Raw genomic sequence first — 22,042 nt, 5'->3', positions numbered from 1 at the left:
CTGTAGTATATGAATAACGATCGTATCTTCGACGGTATTGCTGAGAAGTTCTCAAACAACATTTACGGGACAACCAAGGGAAAATTGCGGCACACATTATTATGTGATGTTCTTGAACCTTATTTAAAAGCGCCGCTTCGAGCCATCGAAATAGGTGGGGGCACAGGAGTAATGACGGCTCATATAGCCGCGAAAGAACATGCTGTTGTGCTCACCGATGCGTCAAAAGATGTGCTCAATCAAGCGGAAGCTTTACTTTCTGATGCGCCAAATATAGAAATACGGCATCAATATTTACAACAAATAGAAGACCTTAGTGATTTCGATTTTGTGGTTTGTCATGCGGTTCTAGAATGGCTGGATGCGCCCTTTGATGCTATAGATTTTATGTATAGCAATATGAAACCCGGAGCGCGCTTAAGCTTGAGTTTCTTTAATCAAGATGCGAATTTATTTGCCAATGCCATTTACGGTAATTTTGATTATATCGCCAAAGGGATGAAGGCGAAAAAGCAGGTGAGACTTAATCCCAACCAGCCGCTAAGCGCAATGCGAGTAGTTGAGTATTGTGAGTCGTTAGGCTTTAACATACTAGAAAAAGCTGGCATTCGCTGTTTTCACGATTATATGCGGGATATTACGCATCAAAGTAGCAAATTTAGCGATCTACTTGCTCTTGAACGACAGTATCACCAGCAGGAGCCCTATTTGTGGCTAGGAAAATACTTCCAACTCATTCTTGAAAAGCCACAAGACGGTTGAGTTTACAGTCAGCGTTGACGTATTGGGTTTATCCTAATGGCTGCTTACAGCGTGTTGTCACCGGTAAGGATGTTTTTAAGCGTCGTTACCGCAATTTCATTCAATGCCTCATAAGTGAAAAAGCCCTGGTGACCCGTTATCAATACATTGGGAAAGGTTGTTAAACGCTGAAAGGTATCGTCTTGTATGATTTCCTGTGAATGGTCACTGAAAAAGAGTTCAGACTCTCTTTCGTAAACATCTAACCCTAAATAGCCTATCTGTTTCGACTTAAGCCCTTTTATAATGGCAGTACCATCAACAAGGCCGCCACGTGATGTATTGATTAGCATTACGCCCGCCGGCATTTTCGCTATGCTGTCAGCATTGATAATGTGATAACTCTTTTCATTGAGTGGGCAGTGCAAGGTGACAATGACGCTTTGCTCTAACAGTTCGTTTAGCGGAACATACTGGGCTCCCAAAGCGATCACATCATCATCCTGGCTTGGGTCAAAACAAAGAACTTTACATCCAAACCCTAACAGTATGCGGATGACGGCTTTACCAATCTTCCCTGTACCTACAACGCCCACCGTTTTGCCGTGTAGGGTGAAGCCCATTAAGCCGTTTAGGCTAAAGTTACTTTCTCTAACACGATTATAGGCTTTATGGGTTTTTCGGTTTAAGGTCAGAATGAGTGCGAGCGTGTGTTCAGCTACCGTTTCAGGGCTATAAGCAGGCACGCGACTTACTGATATGTTAGCTTCAGCAGCAGCGCTAACATCTACATTATTGTAACCTGCGCAGCGAAGCGCGATGTGTTTAACACCACAGTCTTTTAGCACTTTGATGGTTGCAGCATTTACATCGTCGTTCACAAAGACAACCACATCACTATATCCCTTACAACTTATAGCAGTTGATGGATTAAGTGGGTGCTCGAAAAAAGTGCCCTTAATGCTTTGGTTATTGGCGCTATTGTGGTTTTCTAATAGCTGTGAAAATACCACTTGCTCATAGGGGCGAGTACTAAAAAAGGCAATATGATTATTTTGCATAGTATTTCCACACGTGTACGTATTTTCATTTGGCGTAGTTTTCACTTTACTACCCAACTGCTAATGCACTATATAGTGCCAACAATGCGTAATAAATTAGCACGCTACTATTTGAACTGTGTAGACACAGATCAACAAAATAATAGTAGCGTCAGTCGACCCAGAGCACTTCAGTTGCACTCAAGTTAGGGCGTAGGATCTATGCCCCTAAAAGTTTAACAATATCTTTTTCAATAGACTCTGGCTTTACGGTAGGCGCGTAGCGTTTTAGTACTTTACCTTCAGCATTGACCAAAAACTTAGTGAAATTCCACTTTATACGTTTGGTTCCCAGCAGCCCGGGAGCACCTTGTTTTAACGCTTCAAAAAGCGGGTTTGCATCTGGCCCATTAACATTTGTCTTTTTAAAAAGCGGAAATGACACGCCAAAATTTAGGCTGCAAAATTGTGCTATATCGCTATCATTTCCGGGTTCTTGGTGGCCAAATTGGTCGCATGGAAACCCTAGTACCTCAAAACCCCGGTCTTTATATTTCTTATAAAGCGCTTCAAGCCCTTCATATTGAGGTGTAAAGCCACATTTACTGGCGGTATTAACAATAAGCAGTACTTTCCCTTTGTATTGCTCAAGTGTAGTTTGCTCGCCGTTATTCAACGTAATTGGGTGAGTATAGAGTTCCAAATTAATATTCCTATGTTTTTGTTTTTGTTAAGTCTGTTACTCTTACGTAATGCAAACCTATTTAATTGGCATCTAGAGTATATTCTGTATGAGTAATTTGAAAGTGAGTTTTTTGGGCTTGGGTGTAATGGGATTTCCTATGGCAGGTCACCTTAGCAAAGCGGGTTATTCTGTTACTGTGTATAACCGTACGGCGAAAAAGGCACAAGATTGGCTAGCCGCCTATGGCAACGCTGATGCTAGTGCGTGTAATTCGGTGGCCGAAGCCGTTAAAGACGCAGATATCGTTTTTATGTGCGTAGGTAATGACGATGACGTAAGAGATGTTGGTACGCAAGCACTAGAAATAATGAAAGCAGGTAGCGTGCTGGTCGATCACACAACCGCATCAGCAGATGTAGCGAGAGAGCTTTACGCAAGCAGTAACGATAAACAAATAGGATTTTTAGATGCGCCAGTGTCTGGAGGGCAGGCTGGGGCTGAAAATGGTCAACTGACTATCATGGTTGGCGGTGATGAAGAAGTTTTCGCTCAAGTAGAGCCAGTAATGGCACATTATGCTCGCCATAGTCAGTTGCTGGGTAAAAGCGGCAGCGGTCAGCTTGCAAAGATGATGAATCAGATTTGTATTGCCGGTATTGTGCAGGGCTTAGCCGAGGCGCTTCACTTCGGCCAGCGCGCTGGACTAGATTGTAACGCAGTCATTGATGTTATTAGCAAAGGCGCTGCGCAGTCTTGGCAGATGGAAAACAGAGCTAGCACCATGTTGAACAACAGTTTTGACTTTGGGTTCGCTGTAGATTGGATGCGCAAAGACCTAAACATTGCGCTTGATGAAGCGCGTAAAAACGGGTCTACCTTGGCGCTTACAGCGCTTGTTGACCAGTATTATTCTGATGTACAAAAACTTGGTGGTGGCCGTTGGGACACTTCCAGCTTACTTACACGTTTAAAATAGTCTCTTTTTGAGCGTAGGTTGCTGTAATGTAAAAAAGCACTAGCACTTTAAATAAACTAAAGTGCTTGCTCTTGTGCGGACAAAGTAAGCTGTTCTAAACGGGTCCTATTTGTCTCGTTCAGCGGCAATGAAGTGATTTTTTCAAGTAAAACATTGATGTTAAACTTACGGTAAACACCTGTATCTGCTTCAATCATGCATTGAAGCAGGTTTAACCCGAAAGCTGCGGTGTCTGGCGAGAGCTGAAATGCATCGTAAAAATGCTTCATTGCTTTATCAAACATTCCTTCTATAAACAGTTGGGTGCCAGATTCATTAATAGAAATAGCCTGTTCGTGGTTTAGCCCCAATCGTTCACCACCAGTGAAAATTAACTCGTCGTTCATCACTTGTTCCGAGATGGCCTGTAGTTCAGCATTTTTCTGTTTAGCCATTAACAATAACTCACCTGCTTTGCGTTCATCGCCAAGCCCATGATGAACCTTGGCAGCAATCACTAAGACAGACGGCTCTGTACGCAGGTAATTATCAATGTGGTCACTTTCAAGCAGATGACTGGCTTTATCTATATCGCCATCTAACACTGCTGAAAACGCCAGAAGGTAATCCCTTTTTTGCAGTGTTTGAGGGTCGCCTTGGCTTCTACCCGCAATACCAACCAGTTTTCTCGCTTGAGACAAGCTTTCTTCTCTGTTGGTTTCAGGTGACTCTTCTGCCAAGAACAAATAAAACTCTGCCAATTCAAAGGTAAAGTCGTTAAACCTGTCTTTAGCACTGCGGTGCATCGCACGCTTTTTCTGCAAAAGATCGATAGCTTCAACAACTTTGTCCTGTTTTTGATACGCTAAAGTTTTAAGTTTAGCGGCAGGCAAACTCAATTCACTGAACTTTATCTCGTTAAGGTATTTTTCTACCTGTTCATAAGAATTCTGCTCAAAGGAAATAGAAGCTAGCCATTCAAATGCCTTATCCCGCGCCAGGCTTGAATTCACCATTTGGCTTAGATGGCTTTTGCAGTGTGGCCACTGCCCAGACGCGTACTGGCATTTAACTTTGCCCCATTGCGCCCACAACACTTTATCGCTGCGGGTGAGCACATCATCATAAATACTCAAAGCCCTTTGGATATCGCCATTTTCATAAAGAAGCCTTGCATAAAGTTTTCGTATATCCGCTACAAGGCGAGGGGGGATGCCTTCTGAGATTTTGGCGCGTACTACACTAATAGCCCTTTCTAATTGTTTATTGTCTAGCGAATGCAAAACATTCTTAACAAAATCACGGTATTTTAAATAGTGATTAATTTGGCGGGTCAGTGAGGCAATAGTATAGGGTTTGATGAGTAAAACGTCGGGTTGTAGATCCATGATCCGACCGATTATTTGAGGAGAGCGGTCTGAAGTAAGAAAGATGATTCCTGTACTCGGCCTAATAAACCCGGCTTCTCTCAAGTTTTGCACCCATTCGACACCAGTTTTGCCTTGGCCAAGGTGGTAGTCCATTAATAACAGTTCAAAGTTCTGTTTTTTAAGCGCCGCTTTCAATTCAACGCCAGATGCAAAGCTACTAACCGATAAATTTGCAATAGACATGAGGTGGCCTCGAAGCGCGGTTCGAGCGGTAGCATTGTCTTCTACTATGGCTATTCTAAATTCCACGGCAATCATATGAATACTTTAAACTAAAGCTAGCTTATCAGCGGCTGGGAAAAAGTGCATTATTAAAAAGGATAAGTTTTGTCTACCAGCATTAGTCTCAGAAGTGAAAACCATTCCCTCGTCACAAAATATTTACGTTATGAGCTCATATATTTAAATAAATATTTACCTTTACGTTTACGTAAGGGGTAGGTATTGGTTATTGTGTTTAGAAAGCAACTCAGTTGAAGGTATGTCTAATGAACTTTGAATTAACCGATGACCAATTAGCCTTTGAAGAAACAGCTCGCCAATTTGCTCAACAAGAATTAGCGCCAAATGCCGCAATGTGGGATAGAGAACACCATTTCCCTGTAGAGGCAATTAAAAAAGCCGGCGAGTTAGGTTTTTGCGGCTTGTATGCACCTGAAAGTGCGAGTGGCCTAGGTCTGTCAAGACTCGACTCTTCAATAATCTTTGAGCAGCTTTCAATGGGGTGTACTACAACTACAGCCATGTTGACTATTCACAACATGGCTACGTGGATGATAGCGACATGGGGCACCAGTAAAGTTAAAGATATGTGGTGCGAACAATTAGTCACAGGGGACAAGCTTGCCTCTTATTGCTTAACAGAGCCTGGCGCTGGATCTGATGCTGCTTCACTTAAAACTAGAGCAGCTAAAGCTGACGGTGGATATGTACTAAATGGCGCTAAAGTATTTATCTCTGGAGCAGGGAGTACAGATGTTCTCGTTGTCATGGCGCGTACTGGCGAGGATGGTCCAAAAGGCGTATCTGCGTTTGCAGTCCCTGCTAATGCAGATGGTATTGAATACGGAAAAGCAGAAGAGAAAATGGGGTGGAATGCCCAGCCCACTCGTATGATCACATTTGACAATGTAAAGCTTGATGATAGTTGGTTGTTAGGTGAAGAAGGTCAAGGCTTTAAAATGGCCATGCAAGGGCTTGATGGCGGCCGAATTAATATTGCTACCTGTTCAGTAGGCACAGCACAGCAGGCGCTAAACGTAGCCCGTGATTATATGAATGAGCGCGAGCAGTTTGGTAAACCTATTGCAGGGTTCCAAGCTCTTCAATTTAAGTTAGCTGATATGGCGACTGAGTTAGTTGCGGCTAGGCAGATGGTACGTATGGCAGCGTGTAAGTTAGATAATAATGACGCAGATAAAACGACTTACTGCGCTATGGCTAAACGCTTTGCAACAGACGTAGGTTTTAATGTGTGCAACGATGCGCTCCAATTACACGGCGGATACGGTTATATTAAAGAGTATCCATTAGAGCGTCACTTTAGAGATGTTCGTGTTCATCAGATACTTGAAGGTACTAACGAAATTATGCGTGTGATTATTGGGCGTCGCCTACTTTCCGATGAGCGAAGCGTTCTTTAATGCGGTTGCAGCTCAGTTAGAAAAAATGCGTTTCAAGGCACAATCAATGGAGAAAGTGAATATGACAGATGCGGAGTCAGTAGTCATTGTAGATGAGTTAAAAACATCGAACGGCGACTTTACAATAGGACGTTTAACGCTTAATAAGCCAAAAGCACTGAATGCGCTGGACCTAGCGATGGCAGAAATCATGCTAAAAGCACTTCAACAGTGGCAGACGCGTAGTGATGTTATAGCTGTGGTCATTGATGCTGCAGGTGATAAAGCGTTTTGCGCTGGTGGCGACATCGTATCTATGTACAAGTCGATGTTGGAAGCACAAGGGCAAATTCCATCGTTCTTGGAAACGTTTTTTGAAACCGAATATACCTTAGATTATACCATTCACAACTACAGCAAACCCATTGTAGTGTGGGGCAGCGGCATTGTGATGGGCGGCGGTATGGGTCTGCTATGTGGTGCTAGCCATCGCGTAGTAACCGAAACGTCGCGATTAGCTATGCCTGAAATTACTATCGGATTATACCCTGACGTAGGAGGGAGTTATTTCCTTCCCCGTCTACCTGGAAAATCAGGTTTGTTCTTAGGCTTAACAGGCGGGCAGATGAATGGTGCAGACGCCCGTTTTGTAGGCCTAGCGGATGCGCTAGTAGCTAGCTCAGAAAAAGAGACTTTGATACAAAAGCTTTCGAACTATTCATGGGATGAGATAGAAAGTAATCGTTTAAATGATTCTGTAACCTCTATTCTTGAATCTTTAAAGGCAACGGATTCTGCGCCTAGCAGCAATGTAGAGCCTAACATGGCATTCATTGATGATTTGTGTGCAGCTGATAATGTCACTGACGTAGTTAATTCAATTCTTGGCGCTGATATGAGCCAAGATAAATGGTTGTCTCGAGCACAAAGCACATTGGCAAAAGGCTCTCCGATAACTATGCATTTAGTTTATGAACAGTGTAAAAGAGGGGCAACGATGACCCTCGCTGATTGCTTTAGAATGGAAGCTAATATGTCTTGTCGCTGCGGTGAAAGTGGTGAGTTTCAGGAGGGCGTGAGAGCCCTATTGATAGATAAAGATATGTCGCCCAAATGGAAATTTGAAAGCGTAGAAGATGTGCCGCAAGATGTGGTAGAGCATTTCTTTACCTCTCCATGGCCCGAAGATAAACACCCCTTATCAGGTTTATAAATTACTTTTTTTGACAGAATGTGGAAAAGACATTTTTAAAAAATAGGCATAATTTAAATCAGCGAGCCAAGCGTAAACATCACTGATAACGTTTGGCTTTATTACCTTTGCATCTTTCTTCCTTTGTACTTTTCTACCTTTTTACCCTTACCGTTATTTTGCGCTGTTATTGCCGTAAAGGTGTCGATTTTGATATCCTTTAGTAAATTCACGATAACAAAGATCTCGTCATGTGGCACTGCCCACTTTGTAAATCACCTATTTCATTAAATTCAACGCCAATCCGCTGTGAAAACAATCATAGCTTCGATAAAGCAAAATCTGGCTACGTTAACTTATTACCGGTTCAGTTTAAGAAGTCGAAACTTCCGGGTGACGATAAGGATATGGTGAAAGCTCGTAGAGAGTTTCATCAATTAAACACCTATCAACCGCTGAAAGATAGGTTAATCGAGGTGGTAGGGGACTTAATTGTTGAGTCGTGCAAAGAAAAAGGGTTGGCAGAAGACGGTTCTAAACAAAGTATCTCTATTTATGATGCTGGTTGCGGTGAAGGAAGTTATTTAGACGCAATGGTTCAGGGCCTTGCGCTTAAAGGTTTTTCTATTGAGGCTGCGGGCAGTGATATATCTAAAATAGCCGTGGAGTTGGCCGCTAAGGCTTATAAACATGCTCAGTTTGTTGTAGCAAGCAGCTTTGAACTACCCCTTGAAAAGTCTACTCAAGATTTAGTGATACAGGTCTTTGCGCCTGGAAGCAACGACGAGTATGAACGGGTATTGAATAGTGAGGGGCTACTTTTAACCGTCGACCCTGCGCCTAACCATCTGTTTGAGCTTAAACAGCAAGTCTACGACACACCAAGAAAACATCAAATTGATGATGGGCCTAGAAGTGGATTTACTCGCATCCATGACGAGTGTTTTTCATTTCCCATCAATTTTGAAAGTGAAGATCACAAGATAGCACTTATAAAGATGACCCCTTTTTATTGGAAGTTACCACACGGTAAAATCGAGTCTATTGTAGCGTCGTTAGAAAAAGTAACCGCAGACTTTCACATCCAAATTTGGAGAAAGGGCGCGACTGTTGGTGATGAGAAAATAGATGTCCAGCCATAATCAAAAAGCGCTGTTTTTAGACCGAGACGGTGTTATTAACGTTGACCACGGTTACGTTGGTAAATATGAAAATTTTGAATATGTAGAAGGTATCTTCGACGTCGTACGCAAGTTTCAAAATGAGGGTTACCTGCCTGTAATCGTCACAAATCAAAGTGGAATAGCGAGAGGCTATTACACTGAAAAAGATTTTCATAGGTTAATGGCGCGGGTGCAAAAAGATTTCGCTTCTCACGATGTACAACATATCCCTGTTTATTATTGCCCTCACCACACCCAAGGTAGCGTAAAAAAGTTTGCTATCGAGTGCCAGTGCAGAAAACCATTGCCAGGCATGCTGTTCCAAGCTGCTAAAGAACTTGATGTCGACTTGTCCAACAGCATACTTATTGGTGATAGTTGGCGAGATATAGAGGCTGCCAATGCTGCCGGTCTAACGGAAAGCTTCTATTTGTCACATAAACTTATAACTGATGAGCAGCTGAGTAAGCTTAATTCTTCTCACCGTGTATCTAACGTTACTAGCCTATCTGAAATTATAAAACTGTTACGCGTAACGCTTTAAGTTTTTGTTACTAAGAGAAAAAAGCAAAATGTGTTGCAGCGATAGGTTTGTCTACCGCTGCGACAGAGAAGCTCTAGTTCTGACTAGTTCTGTGTGGAAAAGCGGGATAAGTGCTTTATGGCCTGACTGAGCAAGTCAATGTTCAAAGCGTCTTTACTGCGTTTGCCGGAAGTCAAATCGCTGATTTCATAGCTACCGTTACTTAGAACATCTGTCCGTTTATTTCCATGAAATACTACGATTCGCTCGCCTGAGGTACTTACTAACCAAGGGCGCGATGGTGCCAATAAGTTTTGCCCAGTCGAATAGAAGGTTGATGGTGCGTTACAACCCAAGGCATTCAATATAGTTGGTGCCAAATCTTCTGTACTTGCTAATTTACCTTTGATATCTAGCGTGCTGTAAAGTGCACCCTTACCATTTTCACTGCCAAAGCCTGTCGCTATTAGTACGTCATGTTTTCTATCAATAGTATTTTCAACATAGTCTTTGATATCTGAACCTTTCATAAAGGTAATGTGCAGCCCTTCATGGTTATTACTCAAAGGCTGTACATAGCCAGACAATTGAGGGAGAGGTAATGCGACATCGCTATGTATTGATACCGGCATACCCGACCCCAAAGGTAAGGCCAATAGTACAGGGCGCTTTTGAGACAAGGCATCCTGATAAATTTCCGGTACACCAAATAAGGTTGCCGTCATTAAACCTTCGACACTGCTGGCCGTTGAATAATAATTGGCAAGGGTATTTAACGACACACCTTCAATACCACTTAAGTCAACAGCGTTATCATTATCTACTTGAACGACTACGGTAAGATTTCTATTGGTCTCGATAGAGCAATAAACTGGTTCAGCAGGATAAGTGATATTGTGAATATCAGGGTTAAATTGCAGCTGCTTTCGCTCCTCATAGGCCGCTAAGTCAAGCAAACCGTAGCGCGACATGGTGGTTTTAGCTGTCGCAGGGTAGGAGAGCGGAAACATGTTGTCTTGGGCAATAATAGGTTGATAAAGCTTGGCATCAGCCCACACATGAATAGCATGACTGGTTACAAAACAACTCACGAAAAATGTTGTAACAGGTATGCCCACTTTATAGCGCGTGAAGCGCTCAACACGCTTCCATATCGCATTAGCTAAAACTAGCTGGAAACCAAGCCAAACAATGAACAGAAGGAACAAGAAGGCCCACTGCTGCCAACTCTCTATAGCCATTGTGGATTGTGCTTCGCTGCGCAGTAAGTCTGCAGCATGAAAGCTAATATGAAACCCTGTGCGATTGAACAATAAAGCATCAAACGCTAAAAGTGCTAAGCCCACCGCAGCAATAATGGATGCGCTAGCTTTTATCACTCTCGGGTTATTAACCAAATAACAAAGGGGGAGAACAAAAATGACAAAGCCAAAAAAGGTCATAAACCCAATATGGCCAAACCAATTGGCTAAAAGGTACACGGTGCCGACACCTGTGCCTGGCATAGGTGATGAGAAAACAAAAATCGAGGCAATAACAATGGCGATGATAATATTCGCCAGGGCAAACCAGTGCCCCCAATTTACCAGTTTAGTAACGCGCTGGCGACGAGGTGATTCGGCAAGTATCATGCAATCCCTTAGCTTTTTGTTACGCTTTTCTTAAGTACATCGGCAAACTGTGCTGCCATGGCTTCGCGGTTTTCAGGAGCAACCTGAGTATTTAAAATATGTGTAATGACGTTGCCTAACACCATAAGTGAAAGATCGCGGTTTGCACCGCCTTCTTCTAGGGTTAGAATAACGTTATTCATTAGCGTTTCGAATTCGTCGTTGCTATAGCGGCTCTGTTGGGGCATTGCTACGCCTCTTTTTTATGATTATCTTTGATAAAAAGAATGGTTTTAAACGTAAAATGATTATAATCGTTGTTTGAGTGAGTACAATCATTCATTCTAAAATCCCGCAATTCTTTGAATATTTCTGACACTTTTTAAGCAACAGGACACCAGATACTCTATGAGTGCACTGATTCATCACTTTGTTGTACATCGCTTGATTGTAAACAAAGAAGAGAAAATTGAAGCAATTCCACGTGATAACTGCTTGGCAGTAACCCCGGAAATTGAGCTTTTAGCCCATCAAATTAACCATAGCTTCAATGCTAAACCCGGAAAAGGCGTGGGGCATTTTGTCACTGAAGTAACCCGCGAAGCAAAAGTGGAAGGCGAAGAAGGCGAAGCAACTACGCAAACAAGCACTGAGAACGTGGCTGAGTTCGCCGAAGGCCTCAGGCAATACATGGATATTCAAAAAGAAGCGGGAGACAACGTAGAAGATGCATTTCACGCGTTTTCAGTATCGGCGACTAATCGCTTAGTACGTACTTTAGCTGATACAGGTACGGTAGAAACTGGCTTTCTTATATTCTGCCAATATGAATATTTAGCCACCCAGTATTTAATGATAGCGTTACTCAATACCCGTTCTCATGTAGAGGTTACTAATTCATTAGACCTGTCTGCCCGGGAACATTTAGATTTAGCTAAAATGCAGCTGGCCGTACGTTTCGATTTAACTCAGTGGGATATCCAGCCAGAGCAACAGCGTTACGTAAGCTTTATAAAAGGTAGAATGGGTCGCAAAGTATCTGATTTCTTTATGCAGTTTGTGGGCTGTGAAGAACTGGTTGATGTTAAGCAACAAAACAAGCAGCTAATTTCTACTGTCGATGCTTATCTTGCCAGTGAGTCGTTAGACCCACAAGAGCAGCATCAGCATAGAGAAGAAGTTAAATCGTACTTCAAAGAAAAGATTGACGCAGGCGAAAGCTTGTCGGTGGATGAACTGGCAAACCGACTTCCTCAAAACGAGGAAACCAGCAGCAACTTTTCTGCCTTTACTCAGTCTATGGAAGCACCACTTGAGAAAGAAATTCAGCCCGATCCAGCAGCGTTAAAACAGCTTGCAAAGTTTACCGGTCAGGGTGGTGGGGTATCGCTAAGTTTTGAACGTAAGCTAATGGGCGACAGAGTGTTTTATGACCCGGCTACCGATACACTAACTATTCGTGGAATTCCACCTAATTTAAAAGATCAGCTTAATCGCCAATCTTCAATGGACTAGTCGCTGCGAAGCGCAGATAAAAAACGTATACTAGTTAATAGAATATCAACTCGATTCAAGGGTGTTATGCAATTATTTGTAAATGATTTGACAGTGATGGACTTCTCTTACCTTTGCCCAAAGCGTGGCATGGTGGGTGAAAGCTGGATTGTCGATGTGATTTTGGACGGTGAGCTTAATGAAGAGAGCATGGTTCAAGACTTCGGTCACGTGAAAAAAAACCTAAAGCGACTTATTGACGAATATGTCGATCATAAGCTTTTAGTACCCGCGGAATACAGCGGTTCAGAGGTTATTCACGATGACGTTACCGAACAGGTAGAGACCCGCTTTACCTGCACCGATGGGCGTAGCATCATGTTACATTGTCCAGCGGAAGCCTATGCATTCGTTTATTCAGATGAAATAAACATGGAGTCTGTCGGCGTTTACTTAAAAGAAGTGCTAGCAACGCACCTTCCTGAAAACGTTGAAAACATAACGCTGCATTTGCGTGAAGAAATTATTAACTCGCCGTTCTATCACTACACTCACGGACTTAAGAAGCACGATGGTAACTGTCAGCGCATAGCTCACGGGCACCGTTCTCGCATTGATATTATCCTTGACGGTAAAGTGAGCACGGAAAGTCAGCAATATTGGGCAGACCGTTGGGCAGACATTTACATTGCAACCCGCGAAGATGAAATTGCCTACAGCGATAGAAAGCTTAAAGGTGAAGTTGAGAATACTGAAGACTACTACTGTTTCGCTTATGAATCTTCACAGGGTTATTTTGAACTACTTATTCCTAAATCAGATTGTGAAGTCATCGAGACCGATTCGACGGTTGAGTGTTTAGCTCAGTATCTTCTTGAAGAACAAAAGAAGCGCACGCCTGACGGAGTTTGCCAAGTAATTGCCTATGAAGGCGTGGGTAAAGGCGCAACGGTTAAAGGCTAGCGTTAGCAGAAAGCAGTAAAGGACAGGGCATAATATGGCTACCACACATACTAAAGGCACGTTAACTAACCCAATAATCAGCGTAATAACAAGAGCGTTGGGTAAGAAAATACCAAGTGCATTAACGTGTATTTTTGCAATGGGTGTAATTACCGTAAGCCCTGTTGCGACTGCGGCAATTGCTACGAGTGATGATACTGAAATATCGTCTGACCCAGCCCAAGATAAAAACGCGATTGAGGTTTCGCTAAATGGTAAATTTACCCAAGGCGCCTTGTTACGTGGTCAGGCACCAGTAGGCGCTACGGTCACTCTTAATGGCGAGCCAGTGCAGACAAACAAGGACGGCAAATTTGTTGTGGGTTTTGAAAGAGAAGCACCTCTTCAGCAACGTTTAATAGTGACGCTAGATAATGGTAAAACGTGGAAGCGCGATATTACCCTTGAAAAGCGCGAGTACAATATTCAGCGCATTGATGGTTTAGAGCAGAAAATGGTTACGCCGCCTGCTGAGGTAACTGCACGGATAAAACGAGATAACGTCAACGTTGCCAATGCGCGCAGCGGAAATAGCGATTTAGACGCTTTGTTCACCCGTTTTGAGTGGCCAGCTAAGGGCAGAATATCGGGCGTGTATGGTAGTCAACGCATATTAAATGGTGTGCCGAAATGGCCGCATTACGGCGTAGATATCGCTAACAAAACAGGCACTCCCGTATATGCGCCTGTGGATGGTGTGGTTACCATGGCCGACGATCTCTATTATTCAGGCAACACCTTGATTCTAGACCACGGTATGCGTGTTTTTTCAACGTTTTTGCATATGGATAGCTTCACAGTTGAGGTAGGCGATACCGTCAAGCAAGGTGAACAGATCGGAACGATTGGGTCCACTGGCCGCTCCACCGGTCCGCACTTGGACTGGCGTATTAACTTAGGGAAAACTCGACTAGATCCGCAGACCATAATCTCTGCTTCTCCCGAACACTAAAAGCCTATAGAACTCAGTGGTTAAAGCAGTATAGAAAAGGCGCTTTCAGGTAGAACTCGAAGGCGCCTTTTTAGTAATCTTTTTAAGTATTTTTTTTAGTATTGTTATTTAGTAATAAAGCGTTGCTTTATTTACCTAACCACTGATTAAGTTTCTCTTCATCAGTAATTTCAAAGTATGCCATTTCTTGTCTGGCCTGAGTGACTTCAAGAGGCAGCGTTAAAAGTCGCCCATCGCGAATCAGTGTTATGTCTACCGTCGAGGTCTGCGCGTTATCCAATAAGCGCTGTAGCTTTTGAACATTAACAATATGGCCGTCTAGAGCAATAATGACATCGTTAAGAAGAATACCTGCCTTCATCGCAGCAAGACCTTCAAATACCTGAACTACCGTTAGTCCAATCGATGCGGCTTTTAACGTGGCGCCAAGCTGATTTTTAATTGAAGGCAGCTGTGAAAAACCGCCTTTATCGTCAGCTGACACACGTGTACGGGTGTTGTAATTAACGCCCATGTCGGAAACCAATGAAGCCAACTCTACATCGTCTGTGCCATAAACAACACTGTCTAAATAGTCTGAAACATCAATGCCAAAATGGGAACTGCAAAGCGACTGAATCACGTTATCGGGTGTGCCACACTCGTCAACGCCATAATGCTTCCAGAGCAGTTGCATTAAGTTGTCTAAGGTTACTTGATTGTTTGACCTTTTGCGAAGCAGTAAATCTAATCCAAGGGCAATAATGCCGCCTTTGGTATAATAACTAACAATATTATTAGTAGCGCTCGCATCTTGTTTGTAAAACTTTGTCCAAGCGTCAAAGCTACTTTCAGCTGCACTTTGTTTAAAACGCCCAGCGTTTTGTAACAGACGACTGACATTTTGAGCCACAATATCGAGGTATTTTTGTGGCTCAATAACACCAGCTCTTGCTAGGGTTACGTCATCGTAAAAGCTTGTAAAACCTTCATAAATCCAAAGCTGGTTGGTGTAGGTTTCCTGAGATAGATCAGGTTGAACCATCACCTCAGGCTTGATGCGCTTCACATGCCATGTATGAAAGAATTCATGACTACACAAGCTTAAGAAGGTTATGTAGCTGTCGGTTTTGTTTTCGCCTTCACCTATCTGTGGCAAATCAAAACGCGGATAAAGAAGGGCGGTTGAGTGCTTATGCTCTAAACCACCAAAGCCGTTATCGGCAAGCAGAGTCATAAACAGATAATTATTTATGGGTTGTGGAGCACCAAACAAGTCCAAGTGATGCTTGCAAATAGGGGCGAGGTCTCTAGCTATGCGCGGGTAATCAATATTGTTGTTGCCAGAGAAAAGCAACGTAAAAGTAATACCGTCTACGTCGAAGCTGTGGGTGTCTGCAATACCAACGTAAATAGGGTGATCTATGAGTTCATCATAATTCTTTTCGGCGTAATGCCAGCGCTTCGAAGTCGTACTTTCGCTGCGAATTGGCATAGAGGTGTAAGCCTTCCAATTTGCGGTAGATGGGTCACTATCATCGAGTTCAATGTCTAGTTCGCAGGCTGATTGCTCAAAACCCGAAACCCGTAAAAACGCACTCGTACCATTTATAAATGCGTACTGATCGTTCATAAAGGCAGAGCGAATTGACAAGTCATTGGCATAAACCGTGTAGTTAACGGTGCAAGGTTTACCGTCAGTTTCAACACGCCACGTTTGTTTATCGAGCTTAGTTACCGGAACCCTATCGGAGTTTTCGTCGCTAGAATTCTCTATGTGGCTGGTACTTAACGTAGCACTCAATCTAATTATGCTTTTAGCAAAGTCGCGAACCATGTAGCTTCCTGGGATCCAGCTTGGAAGAGTAAGTGTTAGCGATGAATCTTTATGTTCAGGAATGTGTAGCGCAACAGTAAATTGGTGTGCACGCCAATTTGAAATAGTTAACGTATAGTGAAGAGCAGAAGGCATAGACGTCCAATAGGGTAAAAAAAGATACCTTAACTATATCAATCTATTAGGTTAATCCCAATAGATAGGCAAGCAGCCTGTAGATCTTTACGTTTATAGAAGTCGGTTTACCATCATAGTGTTGATTAGTTTTGATTTGATGCGTAAATTGGATGAACTTACATTAAATCCAGCAATAACAAATACAAATGGCTGACAAAATACAAAGCGACTTATTGAACGAAGATAATTTGGAATCGTTGCGAACGTTAGTACCTGGCGATATCGTCGACTTACAAATTGCGATGCCTGCTGCGCCGAAGCGTGTAAAAACAGACTATATTGGCATGCTTACAGATGAGTGCTTGCTTTTTCATATCCCCACCTCGGCCAAGTGGATAACCGTTCGCGATGCACTCACTGTAGGTAACGAAGTTGTCGTTCGTTCCATACTTGAAGGCGATACTGGCCAAGTTATTGCTTTTAAAGTAAAAGTTTTAAAGTTGCTCGCTAAGCCTTCAGGTTTACTTATCACAACGTTTCCTAAACGCATCGAAAGTATAGGGCTTCGCGCGGTTAAGCGCGCGCAATTGGGCGTATCTGTTACATTGGAGTCTGAAGTGTATCCAGAAGATGAAAATGTGACAGGTATAATCATTGATTTGAGTGAAAAAGGATGCAAAGTTGCACTTCAGGTCAAGCCAAATTGGCCTGTAATGCTTGATGAAGCCGAAGTTCGGCTAAACTATTCTTTAGACGGTAAAGAAGTAGCCCTCACAGCAAGGGTTAAAAACCATAAGCATGAAAGCGATATGGTTTATTATGGGCTCGCCTTTACCTGTGATGAAAAACTGATAAAAACGCTGTTGTCCCGACATACATTGTTGACCTAGTGGTTCGTTAAACGTGTTTTCGGGGCGATTTAGATAATTATTAAAAACAGGCAAAGGGGCAGGTATGAGAAGCATTGAGCGGCTTTTAATGCAGTATGGCGAAAGCCATCAAAACAAAACGAACGTTATCATTCACGCTATCGCCGTACCAAGTATTTACTTCGTTTCTATTGGCTTGCTTTGGAGCTTGCCGGTACCCGATTTTATTGCCCAGTTTGATATAACCTGGGCACACATTATTGCAGTCCCCGTGCTCTATTATTACTTCATGTTGTCTGGGCCAATAGGTGCAGCAATGACACTGCTCACCATATTATGCTTTGGCGCTGTTAATACGTTAGAGCACTTTAATATCTCAGTATGGTTATTCTCTTTAGTTTTGTTTGTCGTCATGTGGGTATTGCAGTTTATTGGGCACCATATAGAAGGCAAAAAACCATCGTTCTTCGAAGATCTACGCTTTCTTTTAGTTGGTCCTGCTTGGTGGTGGGTTCACTGGCTAAAGAGAATGAATATAAGCTATTAATATAAGCGACCATCTATTGAAAAATGCTTTATTTCAAGAATTTGCCCTGCGACCAGAGGTATAAGGTGTACGACCAAGCCGCTTGGGTCACAGCAAGGCTGGCGTATAATCTTCATATTAGTTTTTAAATTGGTAATATTGTGAGTCGCTTTCAGCGTGTAATAGAAAGTAATGAGCGGTTATTTTGGACGTTGCACAGCGCAGGCTGGGCAGGGTTTGCGATAATTTATTACATCGGTTCGTTTCTTCATGATGTAAGGCCCATTTGGGTTTTTATAATCATGCTAAACGCCTATGCAGGGTGGTTGTTAACCATTCCACTGCGCTACGTTTATCGTTGGGCAAGGAAACAATCGCCGCTAAACATGATCATAATAGTGATAGTGTCGTGTTATCTAATAGCGTTATTGTGGGCAGTAGTGAAAAACATTAACTACTGGGAAATATATAAACACGGGTATCGCCCAGACGAATGGTATATGTATTTCACCAACACCATTAACTCATTGATAATGGTGGGCTGCTGGAGTGGCGTGTACTTCGGCATCAAAAACTTTCAGATGCTGCAAAAAGAAAAGCAAAATGCGCTTAAAGCCAGCACCATGGCTCACCAGGCGCACATCAAAATGCTTCGCTATCAGCTTAACCCGCATTTTCTTTTTAATACGCTGAATGCTATTTCTACCCTTATCCTTTTGAAAGAAAATGATACGGCGGAGGCTATGGTCTCGCGCTTAAGTGATTTCTTGCGCTACTCGCTAGACAATGACCCGATAAAACGCGTCCCGTTAGGTCAAGAGATAAAGGCGTTAAGACTTTATCTTGAAATAGAAAAGGTGCGTTTTGATGATAGGTTAGATGTACAGTGGGATATCGACGAAGAGTGCGAAAGTGCGCTTGTACCCAGTATGATCTTGCAGCCAATTATTGAAAATTCAATAAAGCATGCCATATCTAAGATGGAAAATGGTGGTCGTATTTCCATAACGGCACGTACGTTTGGTAATGATTTATTGATGGACGTGGCTGACAACGGCCCAGGCGCAGATATCAAAGATGGCAACCTTAGCCGTGAAAATGGTGTGGGCTTAGCCAACATAAAAGAGCGTTTGCAATCCCTTTATCATCGTAATTTTGCATTCTCTATAGAACACAATCAGCCTTCCGGTGTGCGGGTTAGAATTCGCATACCGTATGAAGTTAAGGACGCATAACATGACAAAGCAAGTAATTAAAACCATTGTAGTGGACGACGAACCTTTAGCGCGCAGAGGCCTTCGTGCAAGGTTGGAACGCCATGATGATGTACAGGTTCTTGCAGAATGTCAGAACGGTCTTGAAGCTGTGAGCAGTATTTCTCAACATCGTCCAGACTTAGTGTTTTTAGACATTCAAATGCCGGGTTTAAATGGCTTTCAAGTTATTCACAAGCTTCGTGAATTAAAGCAGCCAATTCCAATGATTGTTTTCGTAACTGCCTACGACAACTATGCGATTAAAGCTTTTGACATACACGCGCTAGACTATCTGTTAAAGCCAGCGGACGATGAGCGTCTTGGCGCTGCGTTAGATAAGGTTCGTGAATACTTCTCAACCCAACATCAAGATGAGCAGTCTCAAAAGTTGGTGAGCCTAGTGGCAGAACTAACCGGTGATGATTGCGAGGAAATTCTACGTAAATTAGCTAACGGAGAGCCGGTTGAGACGAACCCTTACCCTGATGTTTTAGCGATCAAAGATGGTTCTGAAGTAACCCGTGTAAACGTACAAGACATTCAATGGATTGATGCAGCAGGCGATTACATGTGCGTACATGCGCTTGATGGCATGCACATAATGCGTAAAACCATGAAAGAGCTTGAGCAAGAACTAAACCCGCAATTTTTCGTTCGCGTGCACCGTTCCGCCATAGCTAATATTCGTTTTGTCAAAAAGCTAGTCAGTCACATCAGTGGCGAGTACCACTTAATACTCCAAAACGATACAGAACTTAAGGTAAGCCGTAGTCACCGCGATAAAGTCAAAGCGGCTATGAAAATGTAACTTAGCTCAAGTAGTAAAATGTTTAAGGCGTTGTTTAGAAATAGACAACGCCTTTTTTGTTTGTGGTTTTAAGTAACTAACAAATCTCTTGCTATTTAATTATAGCCTCTAACCGTCAATTCAGTTGCTGCTGTATCGCTCATTCATAAGCGTACGCATAGCGTCAACACGGGCTTCGTTCAGGGGTTTAGTGTTTTCCCACGTTTTGTTAAGGGGGACAGTAACAGGGCGTTGATTTACTTCACCCACCATAATGTTAGTAATGTCACTACCGACTAAACTTATAGCGAACTCTCCGAGCGTCGTTGCGAGCAACCTGTCTTGGGCAACAGGCGAGCCACCACGTTGAACATGGCCTAAGGTTACCGGCCTGACGTCACTGATATCGTGGCTCTGTAATGCCTCAGTAAGGCCAGCTAAGCCATTTGGCCATACGTTTTCAGCAACGACGACGATGAAACTAACTGGCCCTTTTAACGCGCGCTGGGCTTTTATTTGAGCAACAAGTTTCTCTATTTCTTTTTCAGCAGATTCAAAAAATTCCGGTACAACCACGTAGTCGGCTGCAGAAGAGAGTGCAGCATTCAATGCTAAAAAGCCCGCGTTCCTGCCCATGACTTCTATAAGAAATATACGCTCAAATGCATCTGCAGTATCTCGAACTTTATCGATAGAGCTCATCGCAGTGTCTATAGCGGTAAAATAGCCGATGGTTGCATCTGTGCCGCTAATGTCGTTATCTATCGTGCCGGGAACTCCCAAAATTTGGCCGTCCCATTCTTTCCCTAATTCCGCTGCACCACGAAATGAGCCGTCGCCGCCAATCACAATAAGCGTATCAACTTCTGCTTTCATCAAATTGTTAGCTGCTTTTTTAATGCCTTCTTGGCGCTTAAGCTCTTTGCACCTTGCACTGTGCAAAATAGTACCGCCTTGTTGGATCAAGTTGTGGGTAGTGTCAAGCGATAGGGGAATGTACTCTTGTTGCAACAGTCCATTGTAACCATGCTTATAGCCAAGCAGCGTATAGTTAGCTTTCTGGCATGCGATAATTGCAGCACGTATACATGCATTCATACCTGGTGCGTCGCCACCAGAGGTTAAAATTGCGACACGTTTTGACACATTAAAGTCCTTCTTTTTACCAGTATTACAGTTAAGGTAACGTTAAGGTAACAAGACGTAAAGTGAACATATGTATTGTAGAGAATTTAAATAATTTAAAATAACAAAGCAGAACGAGTAGCGAGCGTTTCAGCACCTACGTCTGTTTTTTAATTGAAGTTAATAAGCGAATTTGCAGCAAATGACGTAGTTAACAAAAAAGGATGAGTTATGCGTGTACTGTTAGTATTTATCTCTGTTGCGTTTCTTGCATCATGTAGTTCCAAATTGGCCTACAACAACCTGGATTGGTGGGTTTACTGGTACATGGACGACTATATTGAGCTTAAAGATGAGCAAGAAGAAAAATTTGATGACTATCTTCAAAACTGGCTACGCTGGCACAAAACCTCTGAACTTAAACGTTACCAAGCTCAACTTACCGATATTAAACGTCAGATCAAAGAAGGGGCCTTAGATTCAAACTCTGTCCATGAACACCTTGCAAACGCAAGAGCGCATTGGGAAAGAGTGCGTGATGAAGTTAGCCCTGCATTAGCAGAAATAGCCAAAACACTCGATGACGAACAAGTTGTTACGCTTTTTGCTGCCCTCGAAAAAGATAACAAAGAGGAAGAAGAAGAGCGAAAAGAGGCGCTGGAAAAGTCTGAAGAAGAACGGTTAAAAGAGCGTGTCGAGAGCATTGAGGAGACTATCAGTGAACGCATAGGCAAGCTAACTAGCGAACAAAAGCAGATAGTGTCCACTTACGCGACCCAGTTTATTTCTACGGCGGGGGAATGGCTTACCTATCGTAGGAATATTCAAAATGCGGCGCGAAAGCTATTTGTAACCCGTAAATTTAACGATAATTTTGAAGCGGAACTGGTTGATCTAATGCAAAACCCAGATAGCTATAAAAGCGATATTTACAAGCAAAGCAGCGCACACAATATGACCGTTAGCGCTACGTTAATATCCGAGCTTTTCACCACACTAACTGACGAGCAACGAGAAACCCTTATAGAAAGTATTGATGATCTAATTGATACTGTTGAAAATTTTAGAGACTAAGTTGGTATTACAAAGAGATACTAATCCAAAGTAGAATTACACAAATCAGCGCTAAATAAAGCT

21 protein-coding genes are annotated in these 22,042 nt (G+C 42.8%); 14 read left to right on the top strand and 7 right to left on the bottom strand.

Annotated features, from left to right (window positions below; translation table 11 throughout):
• Positions 1 to 9 precede the first annotated feature (9 nt).
• Positions 10 to 762: a methyltransferase gene (locus tag IW644_RS07700; protein ID WP_269917120.1), complete on the top strand. Its 753-nt coding sequence runs from the start codon at positions 10 to 12 to the stop codon at positions 760 to 762.
• A gap of 44 nt (positions 763 to 806) precedes the next feature.
• On the opposite strand, the gene IW644_RS07695 is transcribed toward IW644_RS07700, so the two are convergent.
• Both IW644_RS07695 and IW644_RS07690 read right to left on the bottom strand, forming a co-directional pair.
• The gene (locus tag IW644_RS07695; protein ID WP_269917119.1) at positions 807 to 1,802 is read right to left on the bottom strand and encodes a 2-hydroxyacid dehydrogenase; all 996 of its coding nucleotides are present in this window, start codon (positions 1,800 to 1,802) and stop codon (positions 807 to 809) included.
• Positions 1,803 to 2,001: 199 nt separating this feature from the next.
• On the bottom strand, positions 2,002 to 2,484 hold the full coding sequence (locus IW644_RS07690) for a glutathione peroxidase (RefSeq protein WP_269917118.1): 483 nt from the start codon (positions 2,482 to 2,484) through the stop codon (positions 2,002 to 2,004).
• A gap of 88 nt (positions 2,485 to 2,572) precedes the next feature.
• On the opposite strand from IW644_RS07690, the gene IW644_RS07685 reads away from it, so the two are divergent.
• Positions 2,573 to 3,442: an NAD(P)-dependent oxidoreductase gene (locus IW644_RS07685; protein ID WP_269917117.1), complete on the top strand. Its 870-nt coding sequence runs from the start codon at positions 2,573 to 2,575 to the stop codon at positions 3,440 to 3,442.
• 56 nt (positions 3,443 to 3,498) lie between these two features.
• Here IW644_RS07685 and IW644_RS07680 read toward each other — a convergent pair whose 3' ends face one another.
• Entirely contained in the window at positions 3,499 to 5,109 is a 1,611-nt protein-coding gene (locus IW644_RS07680) for a response regulator (protein ID WP_269917116.1), read from the bottom strand.
• 230 nt (positions 5,110 to 5,339) lie between these two features.
• Between IW644_RS07680 and IW644_RS07675 the strand changes: the two genes are divergently transcribed.
• From IW644_RS07675 to gmhB, 4 genes are all read left to right on the top strand, one after another.
• Positions 5,340 to 6,494 (top strand): acyl-CoA dehydrogenase family protein, encoded by a 1,155-nt coding sequence (locus tag IW644_RS07675; RefSeq protein WP_269917115.1) that lies wholly within the window; start codon positions 5,340 to 5,342, stop codon positions 6,492 to 6,494.
• A gap of 61 nt (positions 6,495 to 6,555) precedes the next feature.
• On the top strand, positions 6,556 to 7,686 hold the full coding sequence (locus tag IW644_RS07670; RefSeq protein ID WP_269917147.1) for an enoyl-CoA hydratase/isomerase family protein: 1,131 nt from the start codon (positions 6,556 to 6,558) through the stop codon (positions 7,684 to 7,686).
• A 230-nt stretch (positions 7,687 to 7,916) separates the two neighbouring features.
• The gene (locus IW644_RS07665; protein WP_269917114.1) at positions 7,917 to 8,807 is read left to right on the top strand and encodes a putative RNA methyltransferase; all 891 of its coding nucleotides are present in this window, start codon (positions 7,917 to 7,919) and stop codon (positions 8,805 to 8,807) included.
• On the top strand, positions 8,794 to 9,372 hold the full coding sequence (gene gmhB, locus IW644_RS07660) for a D-glycero-beta-D-manno-heptose 1,7-bisphosphate 7-phosphatase (RefSeq protein ID WP_269917113.1): 579 nt from the start codon (positions 8,794 to 8,796) through the stop codon (positions 9,370 to 9,372). Before IW644_RS07665 ends, gmhB begins: the two co-directional genes overlap by 14 nt.
• 83 nt (positions 9,373 to 9,455) lie before the next feature.
• On the opposite strand, the gene IW644_RS07655 is transcribed toward gmhB, so the two are convergent.
• Complete coding sequence (locus tag IW644_RS07655) at positions 9,456 to 10,982, bottom strand: DUF3413 domain-containing protein (RefSeq protein WP_269917112.1); 1,527 nt, start codon at positions 10,980 to 10,982, stop codon at positions 9,456 to 9,458.
• Positions 10,983 to 10,990: 8 nt separating this feature from the next.
• Entirely contained in the window at positions 10,991 to 11,209 is a 219-nt protein-coding gene (locus IW644_RS07650; protein ID WP_179983423.1) for a DUF1414 domain-containing protein, read from the bottom strand.
• Between the two features lie 160 nt (positions 11,210 to 11,369).
• Between IW644_RS07650 and yejK the strand changes: the two genes are divergently transcribed.
• From yejK to IW644_RS07635, 3 genes are all read left to right on the top strand, one after another.
• Positions 11,370 to 12,476, top strand: coding sequence for a nucleoid-associated protein YejK (gene yejK / locus IW644_RS07645; RefSeq protein WP_269917111.1), 1,107 nt, complete (start codon positions 11,370 to 11,372; stop codon positions 12,474 to 12,476).
• Positions 12,477 to 12,542: 66 nt separating this feature from the next.
• A complete protein-coding gene (locus IW644_RS07640) occupies positions 12,543 to 13,418 on the top strand; it encodes a 6-carboxytetrahydropterin synthase (RefSeq protein ID WP_269917110.1) in 876 nt (291 codons plus the stop codon).
• A 139-nt stretch (positions 13,419 to 13,557) separates the two neighbouring features.
• A complete protein-coding gene (locus tag IW644_RS07635; RefSeq protein WP_442864431.1) occupies positions 13,558 to 14,409 on the top strand; it encodes a M23 family metallopeptidase in 852 nt (283 codons plus the stop codon).
• 127 nt (positions 14,410 to 14,536) lie between these two features.
• On the opposite strand, the gene IW644_RS07630 is transcribed toward IW644_RS07635, so the two are convergent.
• The gene (locus IW644_RS07630; RefSeq protein WP_269917108.1) at positions 14,537 to 16,360 is read right to left on the bottom strand and encodes a M61 family metallopeptidase; all 1,824 of its coding nucleotides are present in this window, start codon (positions 16,358 to 16,360) and stop codon (positions 14,537 to 14,539) included.
• A gap of 188 nt (positions 16,361 to 16,548) precedes the next feature.
• On the opposite strand from IW644_RS07630, the gene IW644_RS07625 reads away from it, so the two are divergent.
• The 4 genes from IW644_RS07625 (at position 16,549) to IW644_RS07610 (ending at position 19,801) form a co-directional block, all read left to right on the top strand.
• Complete coding sequence (locus tag IW644_RS07625; protein ID WP_269917107.1) at positions 16,549 to 17,232, top strand: PilZ domain-containing protein; 684 nt, start codon at positions 16,549 to 16,551, stop codon at positions 17,230 to 17,232.
• A 64-nt stretch (positions 17,233 to 17,296) separates the two neighbouring features.
• Entirely contained in the window at positions 17,297 to 17,758 is a 462-nt protein-coding gene (locus tag IW644_RS07620; RefSeq protein ID WP_179983429.1) for an Mpo1 family 2-hydroxy fatty acid dioxygenase, read from the top strand.
• Between the two features lie 140 nt (positions 17,759 to 17,898).
• Positions 17,899 to 18,972, top strand: a complete 1,074-nt coding sequence (locus tag IW644_RS07615) for a sensor histidine kinase (RefSeq protein WP_269917106.1) — start codon at positions 17,899 to 17,901, stop codon at positions 18,970 to 18,972.
• A gap of 1 nt (position 18,973) precedes the next feature.
• Positions 18,974 to 19,801 (top strand): LytR/AlgR family response regulator transcription factor, encoded by an 828-nt coding sequence (locus IW644_RS07610; RefSeq protein WP_269917105.1) that lies wholly within the window; start codon positions 18,974 to 18,976, stop codon positions 19,799 to 19,801.
• 120 nt (positions 19,802 to 19,921) lie between these two features.
• On the opposite strand, the gene IW644_RS07605 is transcribed toward IW644_RS07610, so the two are convergent.
• Positions 19,922 to 20,926, bottom strand: a complete 1,005-nt coding sequence (locus IW644_RS07605) for an ATP-dependent 6-phosphofructokinase (RefSeq protein WP_269917104.1) — start codon at positions 20,924 to 20,926, stop codon at positions 19,922 to 19,924.
• A gap of 210 nt (positions 20,927 to 21,136) precedes the next feature.
• On the opposite strand from IW644_RS07605, the gene IW644_RS07600 reads away from it, so the two are divergent.
• Positions 21,137 to 21,979 (top strand): DUF6279 family lipoprotein, encoded by an 843-nt coding sequence (locus tag IW644_RS07600; protein WP_269917103.1) that lies wholly within the window; start codon positions 21,137 to 21,139, stop codon positions 21,977 to 21,979.
• Positions 21,980 to 22,042 lie beyond the last annotated feature (63 nt).

The sequence above is a fragment of the Alteromonas sp. PRIM-21 genome, assembly GCF_027563165.1.
Lineage (GTDB): Bacteria > Pseudomonadota > Gammaproteobacteria > Enterobacterales > Alteromonadaceae > Alteromonas > Alteromonas macleodii_A.
Note: the sequence above shows the minus strand (reverse complement) of the source record. Positions and strands in the feature narration are given on the sequence as shown.